This window comes from Rhizobium sp. P40RR-XXII, from assembly GCF_012641405.1.
Lineage (GTDB): Bacteria > Pseudomonadota > Alphaproteobacteria > Rhizobiales > Rhizobiaceae > Rhizobium.
Genome location: NZ_JABAII010000013.1, coordinates 116855 through 132041 on the forward strand (window position 1 = coordinate 116855; position 15187 = coordinate 132041).

5 protein-coding genes and 2 pseudogenes are annotated in these 15187 nt (G+C 59.6%); all 7 read left to right on the plus strand.

Annotated elements, in window-relative coordinates; all coding sequences use genetic code 11:
- The first annotated feature begins 184 nt into the window (after positions 1–184).
- The 7 genes and pseudogenes from HGP16_RS22975 to HGP16_RS23000 all read left to right on the plus strand — a co-directional run bounded on the left by HGP16_RS22975 (position 185) and on the right by HGP16_RS23000 (position 15070).
- Entirely contained in the window at positions 185–6934 is a 6750-nt protein-coding gene (locus HGP16_RS22975; protein ID WP_246703380.1) for a filamentous hemagglutinin N-terminal domain-containing protein, read from the plus strand.
- A gap of 564 nt (positions 6935–7498) precedes the next feature.
- Positions 7499–7690 (plus strand): annotated as a pseudogene (locus tag HGP16_RS34740) (hypothetical protein); the annotation flags it as partial.
- A gap of 228 nt (positions 7691–7918) precedes the next feature.
- Positions 7919–12137 (plus strand): annotated as a pseudogene (locus tag HGP16_RS22980) (beta strand repeat-containing protein); the annotation flags it as partial.
- Positions 12138–13026: 889 nt separating this feature from the next.
- The gene (locus tag HGP16_RS22985) at positions 13027–13563 is read left to right on the plus strand and encodes a hypothetical protein (RefSeq protein WP_168842302.1); all 537 of its coding nucleotides are present in this window, start codon (positions 13027–13029) and stop codon (positions 13561–13563) included.
- Between the two features lie 296 nt (positions 13564–13859).
- Positions 13860–14231: a hypothetical protein gene (locus tag HGP16_RS22990; RefSeq protein ID WP_168842303.1), complete on the plus strand. Its 372-nt coding sequence runs from the start codon at positions 13860–13862 to the stop codon at positions 14229–14231.
- A gap of 66 nt (positions 14232–14297) precedes the next feature.
- A complete protein-coding gene (locus tag HGP16_RS22995) occupies positions 14298–14642 on the plus strand; it encodes a hypothetical protein (protein ID WP_168842304.1) in 345 nt (114 codons plus the stop codon).
- 41 nt (positions 14643–14683) lie between these two features.
- Entirely contained in the window at positions 14684–15070 is a 387-nt protein-coding gene (locus HGP16_RS23000) for a DUF6960 family protein (protein WP_168842305.1), read from the plus strand.
- The last annotated feature ends 117 nt before the right edge of the window (positions 15071–15187 follow it).

Consider the following 15187-nt stretch of genomic DNA (forward strand, 5'->3'; position numbering starts at 1 on the left):
AGACCTCATTGCGGCAGGGATTCTGCCGCAATGACCATCACAACCGACATATTTTGTTTGGAATAGCTTTACCTCAACCACAAGCCGAAATTGACTTCGGTCCTGCGACCATGGTCTCGCTGTCGGCGACCTCCCACAACCGGGGCGAGATTATCCGCTCGCGAAGCAGCAGTGAAGGCGCACAATGAGCAAGAAGATCATGTTGCATGGATCGACGAATGTCACCGGACGCATCGGAGCGGATAGCAGCTTCCTGTCGCGACTGGCACGCCTTGCCCATCAGTTGCTCGCGGTGACTCTCAGCGCACTTCTATTCCTGCAGCCGGCGATCGCAAATGCTCAGTCGGTATCGGCAAGCACCACGGCGCCAGCAGCCAACCAGCCGGGTGTGGGGACTGCACCGAACGGCGTGCCGTTGATCGATATCGTCACGCCGAATGGCACGGGCCTGTCTCACAACAAATACGACAACTTCAACGTTGGCACGCCCGGTCTCATCCTTAATAACTTCAACGGCGAAGTCGGCACCTCGAACCTCGGCGGCGCCACACCTGGCAATCCCAATTTGAGGAATTCCGGCCCGGCCTCGGTCATCCTTAACGAAGTCACATCAGGCAATCGTTCCGCACTCAATGGCCCGACGGAAGTGTTCGGCGGCAGGGCCGATGTGGTGATCGCGAACCCGAACGGCATTACGTGCTCGGGCTGCGGCTTCATCAACACGCCGCATGCCACCCTGACGACCGGTGTGCCGAATATCGGCGCCGACGGCCGGCTTACCGGCTTCACCGTCAATGGCGGCGACGTGACCTTCGAAGGGGCGGGGGGCAATTTTGCAGCCGCCCCCGGCGCCGTCGACCTGTTCGACGTGGTCTCCCGCAATATCCATGTCAACGCACCGGTCTACGGCAAAACCATCCGGCTGACGGGCGGCGCCAGCCAATACAATTATGCCACCGGCGAAGCGACGGCACTCACCGCCACGTCAGGCACGCCGGAATACGCGATCGACGGCACGGCACTCGGCGCCATGCAGGCCGATCGCATCAAGGTCGTCGTCACCGAGAAGGGTGCCGGCGTCAAGATGAGCGGCGACATGGCCGCCAATGCCGGCGAACTGATACTATCGGCCGATGGCAAGATCTCGATCGGCAATGCGTCGGGACGCGATGGCGTCACCATCACCTCGAAACAGAAGGTGATGGCGGCCAAGGTGACCTCGAAGCAAAAGGTCACCGCCCAGGCCGATCAAGGCATCACCCTGCAGTCGGTTGCCGCCGACAATGATGTCGCCTTATCGAGCGGAACCGGTCTGCTAAGTATTGCTGGTGACGTCAACAGTGCCACCAATCTCGCAATGACGTCTGCGGGCGGCATCGCCGCCGCCAATGTGACGGCCGGCGGCACGGCAACGCTGTCGGCCTCGGCCGGCAATATCGGCCTGACGGGTGCTGCCACGAGCGGCGGCGCATTGTCGATCGTCGCCACGTCCGGCGCGATCTCGGCCGGATCACTTCTGAGCTACAGCAATATCGGCCTCAACGCCGGCCTCGATATTGCCGTTTCCGGCACGGTCTTTAGTCAAGGCAGGATCGCCGCCACCGGACGGTCGATCGCAACGGGCGCGACCGCCTCCGGACTCGATATCGCCGCCACCCAGGCAAACGGCAAGACTGTCCTTGCCGGCGCCGCCGACCTGCAATTGACGACAAGCGGCGGTGCGGTTAATACCGCAAGTCTGCTGTCCTCCGGCAATGTCGCGATCAATGCGATGTCGCTGACAGCCCAGAACGTCACGGCACATGCTGCTGCCAGCATCAATGCCGCCACCAATGTTTCTGGTCAGCTCTTAGCCTCAGGTGCCGTCTCCATCAATGGCCAGGGCATACAGGCAACGACGATCGTCTCCGGCGTCGACTTTGCCGCCACCGATGCCGCAGGTGGCAACATCGTCCTCGGTTCGTCCGGCACACTCGATCTGACGGCCGGGGCCGGCACCATTGCTGTCGGCACGCTGCTGTCGGCTGGCGACCTGACTGCTCAGGCTGCCCTGTTGCAGGCAAATAATATCACGAGCCATGGGACCATCGGCATCGCCGGCGGCGTCAATGTCGCCAACCAATTGCTCAGCGCGGGCAATATCACTATCAACGGCAATGCAAACGGCGTCAGCGCCGGTCTCCTCGCTTCCGGCGTCGACTTCGCCGCGACCAAGGCCAATGGTAATATCGTGGTGGCGGGTAGCGGTGACCTGATCATCAGCGACGGCGCCGGCGCGATCAACGCAGGGACGATCCTCGCAGCCGGTACGATCAGCGCGACTGGCCGGACCATCACCGCCGATACGATCACCGGCCATAAGGATATTGCGCTTTCAGGCGCCACCAGCGTGGCGGCCGGCAGCGGTCTTGTAAATGTCAGCGGCCAGGTCCTTGGCGGCGGCAATGTCGGCATTTCCGGCTCCGGCATCCAGGCGGGCGCTGTTGTCTCCGGCGTCGACATCGCCGCCACCAATGCCGCAGGCGGCAGCATCGTCCTCAGCCCGACCGCCGCCGGGACCGGCAATCTGTCATTGACGGCGTCCGACCAGCTCAAGGTGGGCACGCTGCTGTCTGCCGGCGAGCTCAATGCGAGCGGCGCGACGATCACCGGCGACAACGTCTCCGCACATGGCGCGCTGACGCTGAACGGTGCCACCACCGTTAGCGGCCAGATTCTCGGCTCCGGCAACGTCTTGATCTCCGGCCAGAGCCTGTCTGCGCAGACTATCGTCGCCGGCCTTGACTTCTCTGCCACAAATGCGGCCGGCGGCAATATTGCGCTTGGAGCGAATGGTGACCTCACGATTTCGGTCAGCGGGTCTATCGCCGCACCGATCATACAGGCCGCCGGCAGCATCAACGCCAGCGGTGCGACGATCAGCGCCGATGCGATCACCGGTCATAAGGACATCAGCCTTTCCGGCACGGCCGGTGGCGTTGATGTGACCCATCAGGTCCTCGGCGGTGGGGACGTCGCGATCTCCGGCTCGCGCATTCAGGCAGGCACCATCGTCTCCGGCGTCGATTTCCTGGGGACGGCTGCCGCCAATGGCAACATCGTGCTGGCAGGCAGCGGCGACCTGAGCCTTGCTGCGTCAGGCAATATCAACGCCGGCACGCTATTGTCGGCTGGCAATCTCACGGCCAATGCTTCGACCGTTAGCGCGGGCAGCATGACCGCCCATGGCGACATGATGCTCGGTGGTGCCATCAGCATCACGGATCAGATCCTCGGCTCTGGCAACATATCGATCACCGGTCAGAGCCTCACCGCTCAAACCATCGTCTCCGGTATCGACTTCCATGCGACCAACGCCAGTGGCGGCAACATCGTGCTTGGTCCGGCAGGTGACCTGAACGTCGCCGTCAGTGGTGGCATTGCGGCATCGTCCGTACAGTCCGCCGGAACCGTCGACGCCAGCGGCGCGTCTATCACTGCCGATGTCATCACCGCTCATAAGGATATCAGCCTTTCCGGCTCGACTGGCGGTGTAAATGTCACTCATCAGGTCCTCGGCGGCGGCAACATTGGTGTCTCCGGGCAGAGCATCAAGGCCGGCGCCATCGTCTCCGGCGTGGATTTCGCCAGAACCGCTGCTTCCAACGGCAATATCATGCTGGCCAACAGCGGCGATCTGACACTTGCCTCCGCCGGTAATATCGACACCGGCACACTGCTGTCAGCAGGGGCTCTTTCGGCCAGCGGCGCAGCCGTGAACGCGAATGCAGTCACAGCGCATGGGGCTATCGCGCTCAACGGCGCGACCAACACGACGGCCGCAAGCGGTCGCGTGGATGTTTCTGGACAGATTCTCGGTGCGGGCAATGTCCTGATTACCGGTCAAAGCCTGTCGGCGCAGTCTGTGGTCGCCGGTATCGACTTTACCGCCACGGATGCATCCGGTGGCAATATCGTTCTTGGCCAGGCCGGGGACCTGACCGCCCGGCTCAGTGGCGGATTCTCTGCATCGACTGTGGAAGTCGCCGGTGCGACCAACGTCAACGCCGCCAGCGTGACGGCCGATACTGTCACCGGGCACAAGGATATCACGCTTTCCGGTACGACCACCGTCAATGGCCAAGTCCTTGGTGGCGGAAACATCAGCGTCTCAGGCCCGAGCATCGCGGCCGGCGCCATCGTCTCCGGTGTCGACTTCATCGGCACGGCCGCCGCCAACGGCAACATCGTCCAGACATCAAGTGGCGATGTGTCGCTGGCCTCGACCGGCAATCTCACCATCGGCACGCTGTTGTCGGCGGGCAATCTGACCGCACAAGCGATCGATCTGACGGCAAGTAGCATCACCAGCCATGGCAGCACCGACCTGAAGGCAAATGGTCGCGTCAATGTCACCGGCCAGGTGCTGTCATCAGGCAAACTCTCGATCGATGGCGCCAGCCTCAACGCCGGACTTCTGGCCTCCGGCGTCGATTTTGCCGCCACCAACGCTGCCGGCGGCAACATCGTGCTTGGAGGGTCCGGCGCGACGGATCTTACCGTCTCCGGCAATGCCACGGCCGGCACAATCCTGTCGGCCGGCGATATCACGGCAAACGCGGCCAATCTTGAGGCCGGCAGCGTAACCAGCCACGGCAATGTCGCGATTACCGCTAGCGGTAACGCTGGCATTCTCGGCAATGTCGATGTCAGCAACCAGATTCTGGCCGCAGGCAATCTTGCGATCAATGGCGGCAGCATCAGCGCACCGACGCTGATCTCCGGCATCGACTTTGCCGCCACCAACGCCGCCGGCGGCGCTATCGTGCTGGCGCAATCCGGCAAGACCAGCCTGACGGCCTCCGGCAACATCACGGCCGGCACGATCCTGTCGGCCGGCGATGTCACGGCACGGGCGGCAAACCTCAGCGCCGACAGCATCACCAGTCACGGCAAGGTCGCGATTACCGCTAGCGGTAACGCCGGCATTGCCGGCAATGTCGCCACGACGACCGCAAGCGGTCGCATTGATGTGAGCAACCAGATCCTGGCCGCAGGCGACCTCGCGATCAATGGCGGCAGCATCCGTGCGCCAACGCTGATCTCCGGCATCGATTTCGCTGTTACCAATGCCGGCGGCGGCATTGTGCTCGGATCGTCCGGGGATATGAATCTGACCGCTTCCGCTGGCATCACCACGCAGACCATGGTGTCGGCCGGCGCAATCGACGTCAGCGGCGGCACGATCAGCGCCAATGCTGTTACCGGACATGGCGATATCACCCTTGCCGGCAGCAGTAGTGTCAACGTGACCGGCCAACTTCTCGGTGCCGGCGATGTCTTGCTGTCCGGTTCGACCGTCCAGATCAATCAGGCCGTCACGGGCGTCGATTTTGCCGCCAGCGCACGATCGTCAAACGGCGCCATCGCTCTCGGATCAAGCGGCGATCTCACCATTAACGCTGGAAGTGCATCGGCCGGTACGCTGATCGTCGCAGGCAACCTCAACGTGGCGGCAAGCGCCTTTACGGGCGGCAACATCACAGGCCATGGCACCGTCGCGATCGGCTCGTCCGCAAGTCCCGGTGCGGTCGCGATCAACGGCCAGCTTCTCGGCGCAAGTGACGTCTCGATCATCGGATCGGGCATCAGCGGCAATGTCATCGTCGCCGGCGTCGATTTTGCCGCGACCAGCCAATCGGCGACCGGCAATATCGTTCTCGGTCAGGCCGCGACGATTGCAGGCAATCGCGCCGGCGATCTCACCCTGAAGGCGACGTCCGGCGATGCAACCGTCAACAGCCTGATGGCGGCCGGCAGCATCACCGCCAACGCGGCGAACAATGTCAGCGCCAACGCGGTTTCCCATGGCGATCTGTCGCTCACAGCGGGGAATGCGATCACGCTCACCGGCCAATCGCTTGCCAGCCGCAACGCCAATCTGTCCGCCCGATCGATGACGATCGACACGCTGGTCGCCGGCGTCGATTTCGCCGCCACCAATGCTGCGGCCGGCGGCAGCCTGATGCTGCAGCGCACTGGTGCGATGACGCTGTCAGCCTCAAACGGCAGCATTGGCGCCAATTCCCTGCTTTCGGGCGGCGATCTTGCCGCCACGGCGACGCAGAACATCGGCTACAACAGCCTGCAGAGCCTCGGCACTGCCACGCTCACCGCGCCTGGTGCCATCGCCTATGCCAACACCACCCGTGTCGGCGGCAATCTGACGCTCAATACCGCTGCCGTCGATCTTTCCGGCAGCAGGGGTAGCCGGATTTCCGGCGGCGGTACGTTGATTGTCAACGGCTCTTCGGCCAATCTTTCCGGCAGCAATCTCGTCTTCGGTGGCCTTGCCCTTAATCTCTCCGGCAATGCCGATCTCTCCAATGCCGAGGTCAGTACCGTCACCAATGCCGGCGGTTCCGGCGACATCGCCATCTCCGCCGCGGGTCTCATCACCACCGCCAATACATCGCTGCTTGCCGCGCATGACCTGACGCTCACCCTGCCGTCGCTCGGCAACACCGGCCAGCTTGCCGCCGGCAACAATCTCACGTTCAACGTCGCTGGCGACTTCTACAACAGTCCGTCCGGCCTCGTCTTTGCCGGCAACAATGCCAATCTCTTCGTCGGCGGCACGTTGACCAACGATCAGGGCGCTATCGTCGCCAATGGTGGGTTGAGCATCCAGGGAGCGACCGCCGGTCAGCGCAATGCGGCAGTCACCAATGTGTCCGGTCTTATTCAGTCCGATGGTGACATGTCGATCCTGACCAACAATCTCACCAACAGGCGATCGACGACGCCGACCTGGGTGACGGGTCAGTTGGTCTCCTCTGGTGCTGCCGTCGGCACCTTCGTGCTTAATCCAGCGGTCGCGGGCCAACCCTTCGCCTATCTGGAATCGACCGACCAGAACATGTTCCAGCTTTATGCGGGGGTCGATCCGGGATAGTTTTCTGACTATCAGCCGCTGTTGTATTCGGTCGCAACGCTTGCCGACGGCACCTCCTATCACGCCTGGACCTGGGTCAGCGGCAGTGGCCCGACGGAAGTGCGGCCGATCTTCGACTGGATCAAGGCTCGCGTTCCCAAGGATGCCAATGGCAATCCCATTCTCGATCCCAACAATCCGTCACGCTATTTCATTGTCGATGAAGTCATCCGCAGCGGTTCGGACACCAGTACGACCTACACTTGGGATCCGACGTCCAACATATCGCAGTCGGTTTATGAAGACCGCTTCACCAGTGCGCTCAGCCCCGAGGCAGTGATCCGCGCCGGCGGCAATCTCACAGTCGATGCCACCAACCTCACCAACTCCTACAGCCGGATCGAGGCCGGCGGTGGTGCGACGCTCAAGGGATCGACGCTCACCAACGAAGGCGTCGTTCTCAATCGCACCACGACGCTGACCTGTAGCGCTCAAAGCGCGTGCTCGGCCTACAACGCCGATGGCACGGCCGATCCTTCCCGCAATATCGCCAACGGCACGTCGATCGTGTCGGGATCGCAGGTTATCGGCGGCGCGGCTGGCACGCTCAAGGCGGCCGGCGCCCTGAGCCTCAATTTTGGTACGGTCAACAATACGTCGCTCGGTTCGACGGGCGGCGGCGCGGCCGTCAGTGCGCCTTCGACATCGAACGATCCTTTGTCCGCCCTTAACGGCATGACGGCCGGCGGCGCTTTGTTCAATGTCAATGCCGCACTGAGCAGTGTCGCCTCAAATGGCGGCGCCAGCGTCGGTAGTGGCCCATCGCTGGCAGGTGGCAGCGCGACGATCGGTAGCGGCCCGACGGTCAACGGCAGCGGCCTGACGGCAGCCGTCGGTGCTTCGGTGAGCAGCAACGGTGTGACGCTTGCGAGCGGCCCTTCGATCAGCTCGGGCACCCTGACGACCGGCGGCGCTGCGATCAATCCGAACAGCCTGATGGGCAAGCTCACCGCTGCTCTCGGCAACAGCGGCAACCTTGCCCAGGTACTGCAGGTCAATGGCGCGGAACTCGCCTCGCTTGCCAAGCCGCAATCAGGCGGCGTTGGCGGCACCGTGCCGGGCCAGGTCTTCCTGTTCGAGACACGGGCGGCTTTCCTCGATGTGTCGAAGTTCTACGGCTCGAGTTATTTCATCGACCGCGTCGGCTATACGCCCGAGACCAAGGTTCCCTTCCTCGGCGACGCCTATTTCGACAATCAGCTCGTAGACGAACAGATGCGGCAACTGGTGGGCGATGGTCTTGGCGCGGGGTCCTTCATCCCCGGCAACAATGCCACCGACCAGATGAAGACGCTGCTCGACAACGGCGTCGCTTATGCCGAGGCGAACGGGCTTGCTCTCGGGCAAGCACTGACGCCGCAGCAGGCGGCATCGCTGACCCAGTCGATGGTGATCTATCAGACTGAGATCGTCGACGGCGCGCAGGTGCTGGTGCCGGTCGTCTATCTCTCGGCCGCCGATAAGGCGAAGGTCAACGGCGGCGGCGCCGTCATCGCCGGCAACAGCGTTAACATCGATGCCGGCTCCGTCAACAATTCCGGTGCGATTGCCGCAGCGGATGGCATGACCATCAATGCCACCGAGATCAAGGCCAATGGCGGCACCTTCCTGGCCGGCGGCAACATGAACCTCAATGCCACAAATGGCATTACCCTTGCCGCACAGACGATGACCCTCGGCGGCCAGAATGTCGTCAACACCAATGCCGGCGTGTCGGTCGGCGGCAACCTGCAGGTCGCCGCGGGCGGCACATTGAGTTTGCAGGGCACCAAGATCGCCGCAGGTGGCGCAGCCCAGCTTTCCGGCAACAATGTCAACCTTGCTGCTGTCAAGGTCGACAATAATGGCCAGCCCGCGACGATTGCGGGCAATCGCGCTGAGAATGCGACTGGCGCGCGCGTCACCGCCGGTGGCAACCTCACCATCGCTGCCAACAATGACATCAACGTTATAGGTTCCTCCGCCAAGGCCGGTGGCGATCTCAAACTCAAGGCCACGGATGGTGCGGTCAACATCGTTTCGACCGATCTCGCTCGCAAGACGGATGATGGCTACACCAAGACATCAGGTACCGATCAGCAAGCCTCGCAGCTCTCGGCTGGCGGCAACCTCGCGATCACCGCAAGCGGTGACGCTGGGGTCAATGCCAATACCGGTATTCTGATCTCGGGCTCGGACCTGACGGCCAAGGGTGATGTTGGCCTGACCTCCAACGGTGACATCAACGTCACCACGTCGCAGAACCAGTCGAACTCGACATTCGGCAAAAACTCCTCGTCCGAGCTGTCGCACAATGGCTCGACCATTACGGCTGGTGGCGATCTCGTCGCGAAATCCAAGGACGACATCAACGTCATCGGTTCGACCATGGCCGCCGACGGGAAGCTCGGCCTGCAGGCGGATAAAAACGTCACCATCGCCGAGGCGACCGATAGCGCAACCCTGGATGTCAAGAGCTCCAGCAAGAAGAGCGGCTTCTTTGGTTCGACGAAGGAGAATGCCTCCGGCCATCTGGAGACCACGACCGCGGCTGGCTCGGCACTTTCCGGCAAGGATGGTGTGACGATCATTTCAGGCGGCGACACCACGGTCTCGGCCTCCAAGGTGACGGCGGGCGACGCCACGCATACCGCCGATCTTGCTGTCCAGACCGGTGGCAATCTGATCGTGACGGCCGGCAAGGACACCGAGACGGAGAACGACAGCGCCAAGCGCAAGGGCTTCCTGCGCAGCGGCAGCTCAAGCTACGACGGCTATAACGAGACCACCATCGGGTCGCAGCTTTCAGCCTCGGGCGACGTCAATCTCGATGCCGGCAAGGCGGCCGCCATTGTCGGCTCGAAGGTCAATGCCGATGGCTCGCTGAATATTTCCGGCGAAAGCGTCTCCATCATCGGCGCGCAGGAGAACCACCAGTCCGATAGCCAGCGCAAGGATTCCGGCCTCTTCGTCGGCTCCGGCGGCGGCTTCATCTCGCTCTACGGCAAGAACGAAAAGCAAGGCCAGCAATCCTCCACGGACAATGTCGGCTCGACGCTTTCGGCCGGTCAAGACGTCAACCTGACGGCAAGGGCGACCGATCTCAACATCATGGGCTCGTCGGTCAGCGCCGAGCGGGACATCAACCTGTCGGCGGCCCGAGACGTCAATGTGACACCGGGAGCCGAGAGCTCGTCGCAATCCGAAGAGCAGAAGAAGTCCGGCTTCGGTCTCGCTCTTTCCGCCGGCAACGGCGGCTTCTCGATCGGCATTGGCGCGCAGTCGACGAAGGACAGCAAGGCGCAACAATCCGACACCAATGCGGTCTCCAAGCTTTCGGCCGAGCGTGACCTCAACATCTCGGCGGGCAACAACGTCAACCTGCAGGCAACCAGCGCTTCGGCTGAGCGCGACGTCACTCTGTTTGCCGGCAAGGACATCAATCTGCTGTCGGCCAATGACGTCACCAACTACCAGGAAGTACACGAGAAGACCTTTGCCGGCGTTACCCTCTCGGTGACAAGCCAGGTCGGCAAGGCTGCCCAAAGCATCATGAACTCGGCCGAACGGCTGTCGGACAGCGGCGGCGTCAATGCGGTGACCAACACCGCTATTGCTGGACTTGGCTTCTACGAGGGCTACAAGGGACTGAAGGGCGCATATGAGGGGCTTACCAGCAACGATCCCGACATCGCCAAGGGCCTTTCCTTCAGCATCGGCATCAACGCTGGCGTGAGCCATCAGGAAAATAGCTGGTCTTCGTCGTCTTCGACCCCGGTCGTGACGGATATTCGCGCGGGCCGCTCGATCACCATGGAGGCCGAGAAGGGTTCCATCACCAGCGATGGCGCGCAGATCCTGGCCGGTTACGACAAGAACGGCATACCCACGATTCCAGGAGATGCGCTGACCGGCGACATCTTCCTGTCAGCAGCGAATGGCGACATCAACCTCAACGCTGCCGCGGGCACGTCGGATTCGTCGAGTTCCAACGACTCCTGGAGCGCCGGCATTGGCGTCAACTTCGGCTGCAGTACCAAGGGTGGTTGCCAGGAGACCAGTGTCGGGGTCAACGCCTCCTACGGCAAGGGTGGTTCCCAAACCTCCGGCACCAACCACACGAACACACATGTGAACGGCACCGGCGATGTCACCATCGCCACCAATGATCTCGCGCTGAAGGGGGCGACGGTCGCCGGCAATTCGGTTGGCATCGATGCCCGCTCGCTGACGATCGAGAGCCAGCTGGATACGCAGAAGGCCAAGGCCGATCAGTTCAATGTCTCCGGTCAGATCGGCTTTGGAAACACCGGCGTCTCCGGCACTGTGCAGAAGGCCAAGGGCGATGCGGTGCTCGTCTCCGAACAATCGGGCATTCATGCACGCACCGGCGGCCTCAACATCGATGTCAGCGGCCAGACGTCAGTTATCGGCGGGCTGATTACCAGCCAGGCGACGGCGGACAAAAACTCCTTCTTCACCGGCACCCTGACGGTTGCGGATATCGACACTCATTCGACCTGGAAGGCCGAAACCTATGGGGGCGGGATCGGCACTGGGGGGCTAACTATCGCTCCGCCGGTCAAGGCCGGCGAGAAGGAGACCGGCAAGGCCTATTCGGCCATCGGCGGCAATATCGGCATCACGATCACCGATCCCGCGCACCAGACGCAGGACATCGGCACGATCCGCCGCGACACGGACAACACCAATACCTCGCTGCCCGGTCTGCCGGATCTGCAGAACATTCTGCGGGATCAGTACAAGACCCAGGCGGATTTGCAGGCGGCGCAAGCCACCATGGCTGGGTTGGTGGCGACCATTGCGGACCAATTCGAAGGACAGGCCCTCGCAGCCGGGCACCCTGAGGACGCGGCCTATTGGGAAGAGGGCGGTGCGGGTCGGGCGTTGTTACACGCCATTGGCGCAGGCCTGCTTGGTGGGGTGAACGGCTGGGAGGGCGCTCTGAAGGGTGCTCTTGGTGGCGCGACAACAACATTACTAGCGCCAGCGATCGATAATCTCGTCAAGGGCATGCTCAAGGACAGCACCCTCTCCGATCAAGACAAGCAGACGCTTGCCGCACTGGTCGGAGCCAGCCTCAGCGCCACGGTCGGAGGAGTTGTTGGCGGTGGAGAAGGTGCTGCTTATGGAGCCGCGAACTATCAGTTCAACTATCTTGCGCAAAACAAGGCACGATCGCGCGTCGTTGCGAAAGCCAAACTTGAAGAATGCAGGGAAAGCGGGACCTGCAGTGCTGCGCAGATCGCAAACTATCAGTCGATGGTCGATCAGTACAATCAAGAGGATCAGGAGACTGATCGCCAACTTAAGGCAGCCTGCGATGCCGCACCAAAGGGATCAGCTTGTGTTTCAGCTGTGACACGAGCGCTGATCGCCGCAGAATACTACGTTTCACCGGATTATCTTTCGACATTATTCATGAACCTGCCGGACAGCGGCTACCGCGATATTGAGAACGAAATTCTCAGCGGCCATTTCGATGAGACGGCAAATCGTGATTTGAAGCGGGCGATCTACGATGAGCGAAAAGATATCATAGCGCTGCTTGAACAATATCGACCATCTGTTGCCGAAGCCTGGAAGCAGATTGGCTATGATAACATTGCCGCGCTTGTTATTGCCGGAGCCTCACTTGGGCTGGAAGGCCTTATTAGAGGTGGTAACAATAGCACCGAGGGCACCGTAACAACGGGGGCCAATACACCGAAAAGCGCACCGAGGTTTCTGACAGACTCCGCAGGTAATACGATTGACTTAAATTTCTCCAGAGGCCTTACCCAAACCAACGTCTCTGTCACAGGTTCGAGAGGCTCAGTTCAATATCCGCTTCAAGATCAATTGCCAAATTCATATGCTAATCTCGGCAACGGTCATGCTGTAGTGTATGGCCCCGATGGAAGGGCCTTGTATGATGTCTCTGGAGCGAGAATTAAGGTTGTCGAATGGAACCAAGCGCCGAATGGAAAGTGGATTCCCAAAAAAGGAAATGACACCAAGGTTTTTGAAGGAAATGTTCCACAATCCATCTTGGAAGATCTAGGGTTGAAATAATGGACGTTTATAAAGGGAAAATCTCTAAAGAAATCTTGGGCTTGTTTACTTCAGGCACCGGCTCAGATGAATTCTTTAGCTATGTTGGAAATCTCGTATCCGTAGAGCAAGCGCTAGCGGTTTTTGGAATACTTTCTCCTGATTTTATCGAACATGAGAATCACGTCTTTTGGCGTGCGAAAGCCTCGGCGGATGCTACCAGTGGGCTTCGTCTTGTCGGATTAATGGTAACCGAAACAGGGCAGTTGCAACCGAGCTCTCAGCGCATAGACGTAGAGCGCTACCAAAACAACTTTTCTGTCAGCCAATTTTTTTCAAAATGGGAGGATACCTCTGAGAATTCGGTTTCTCGGGTTGGCTTGACAGATAAAGATTATCAGTTGTGTCATGTCTTCGCGCAGCAGCTTGTTCGATATTGGAAGATAGCTCTGTTTGAATGCTTTCCTCATCGAACGTTTGAGTTCGAGGTGGCAGACGATCTGCTCGATGAATATGGGGTATGTTTGACGTTCTGGCAGCCCGAGAATTCGGTGTAGACAAGGTAAACCGCGCCGAGTTCGCCGGGGGTAGTTTCGGTTAAGTTATGCAGCCATGGCTGGTTCGTGCGGCGTGGCGCAATATTGTTCCTCGGCTTCGGCTTCGGCTGAAGGAATGTTCGGATTGGTTCCAGAGGCCGTCGATGGTTAACCAGTCGACCCTTCCAAGGTGGCGTTCAACTGCTCCGAAGCTGCGCGATGGTCTATGCCGACGGATGACCGTGGCCCTGTGGAGATCGTTTAGGCGAGGACGTTGCCGTAGCTGTTGCAAACGCTTCAAAAGGAAGGCCGATCAAGTGAAGTATGAACCACCAGAAAGCAGAAGCGAGGAAGAGATAATCGAAACCCTTTCGCTTACGGACAATAGTGCAGAGGAACGCATAAAGGCGGTTCTATCGGCAATCTATTACGGGAGAACTATTGAATTTTCCGGGGACACGTTGATTGGAGAATTCTCTAGGGCGAAACACGCGGAAAAACGTTGGTTAAAGAACCTGTTTGAAACTTTCTATGGGATGTGCCGAACAAATTACCGTCTCGAAGACAGCATCGCACTCTTGGAAGCTTATAGGCGGGAAGCCCCTAAATGTAGACCAGAAATTGATTCCGCCCTTGAATCACTCGATGAATATAAAGTGATATTTAAAGATACCTACCAGGGAAATTAGGGGGTACAGCCTCGCCAATGGTGAGAGTTTTCGACGTCGGTTCGTAAACGGGGTAGAAGGCGGACAATGAGTAATCCGATTGAGGAACAAAAGCGGCTCATAGAAAAGCTTTATATCTTGGTACGCAAGAGTGCTCCGATAGGGTCCTCTGACATCGCCTGCCGCTTTCGATACTTTCAGGAGAAAGACGGATCTCGCGCAGTGGACGAACAATTTTGGTACTTTATTGACGGTAAGCGAGTTTCGGCACTGTTGATTGACGACGTTGCTACCAATCCGATGCTTATCGTGCCCGAGTTACATGCCAAGATGAAAGCGCATACGGGTGGGGACTGGCAGGCGTTTACGTTGATGATCAACAAAGATGGCAGCGTCAGTACGAAGTTCGAATATCCAGAAGTCGAGGCCTGACAGCAGCTTCAGCTCTCATTTTCAAGGATACAAACCGTTCAATGGACAATAACGTCATATGGGCATTGTGCCCTTGGTTCGAAGAGAATGGTGAATGGCTGATTGACCCAGATGATCTCGAACGCATACGAGCATTTAGGCCGTATGGCGTGGTTTTCCGAGTCTTTGATGAGGATCGGGAATATGTCACGATATGCAGTGGCGACCAAGTTTTCAGAGTGCGACGCGATATTCTGAAGATGATCGAGCCAAAAGAGTGCTGGCGCTTTGAAGTTGAGGAGAGCGCATTCATTAAGGAGAGCGGATATTCCGGTACGGTCGCCAGCATCCGTTGGCATCAGAAAGAAAACAAGCCGATGTATTTGTTGAAGGTCGGAGGAACAATCAAATCCAGAAGATATTGGCCGGAAGAACTCGAGAAAATTTGATGGGTTAAGGGATCGCGACCCAGGCAGTCTCAAACCTTCCAAGAAGCTAGTTCTGGTGGAGTGTAAATTATCGCTTCTATGATCGGCCCTAGTCGTAATATGTGCAAAGCGCGAGCT

Coding starts and splice junctions, on each gene's coding strand:
- HGP16_RS22975 (WP_246703380.1), top strand. CDS start 185: ATGAGCAAGAAGATCATGTTGCATGGATCGACGAATGTCACCGGACGC.
- HGP16_RS22985 (WP_168842302.1), top strand. CDS start 13,027: ATGGACGTTTATAAAGGGAAAATCTCTAAAGAAATCTTGGGCTTGTTT.
- HGP16_RS23000 (WP_168842305.1), top strand. CDS start 14,684: ATGGACAATAACGTCATATGGGCATTGTGCCCTTGGTTCGAAGAGAAT.
- HGP16_RS22995 (WP_168842304.1), top strand. CDS start 14,298: ATGAGTAATCCGATTGAGGAACAAAAGCGGCTCATAGAAAAGCTTTAT.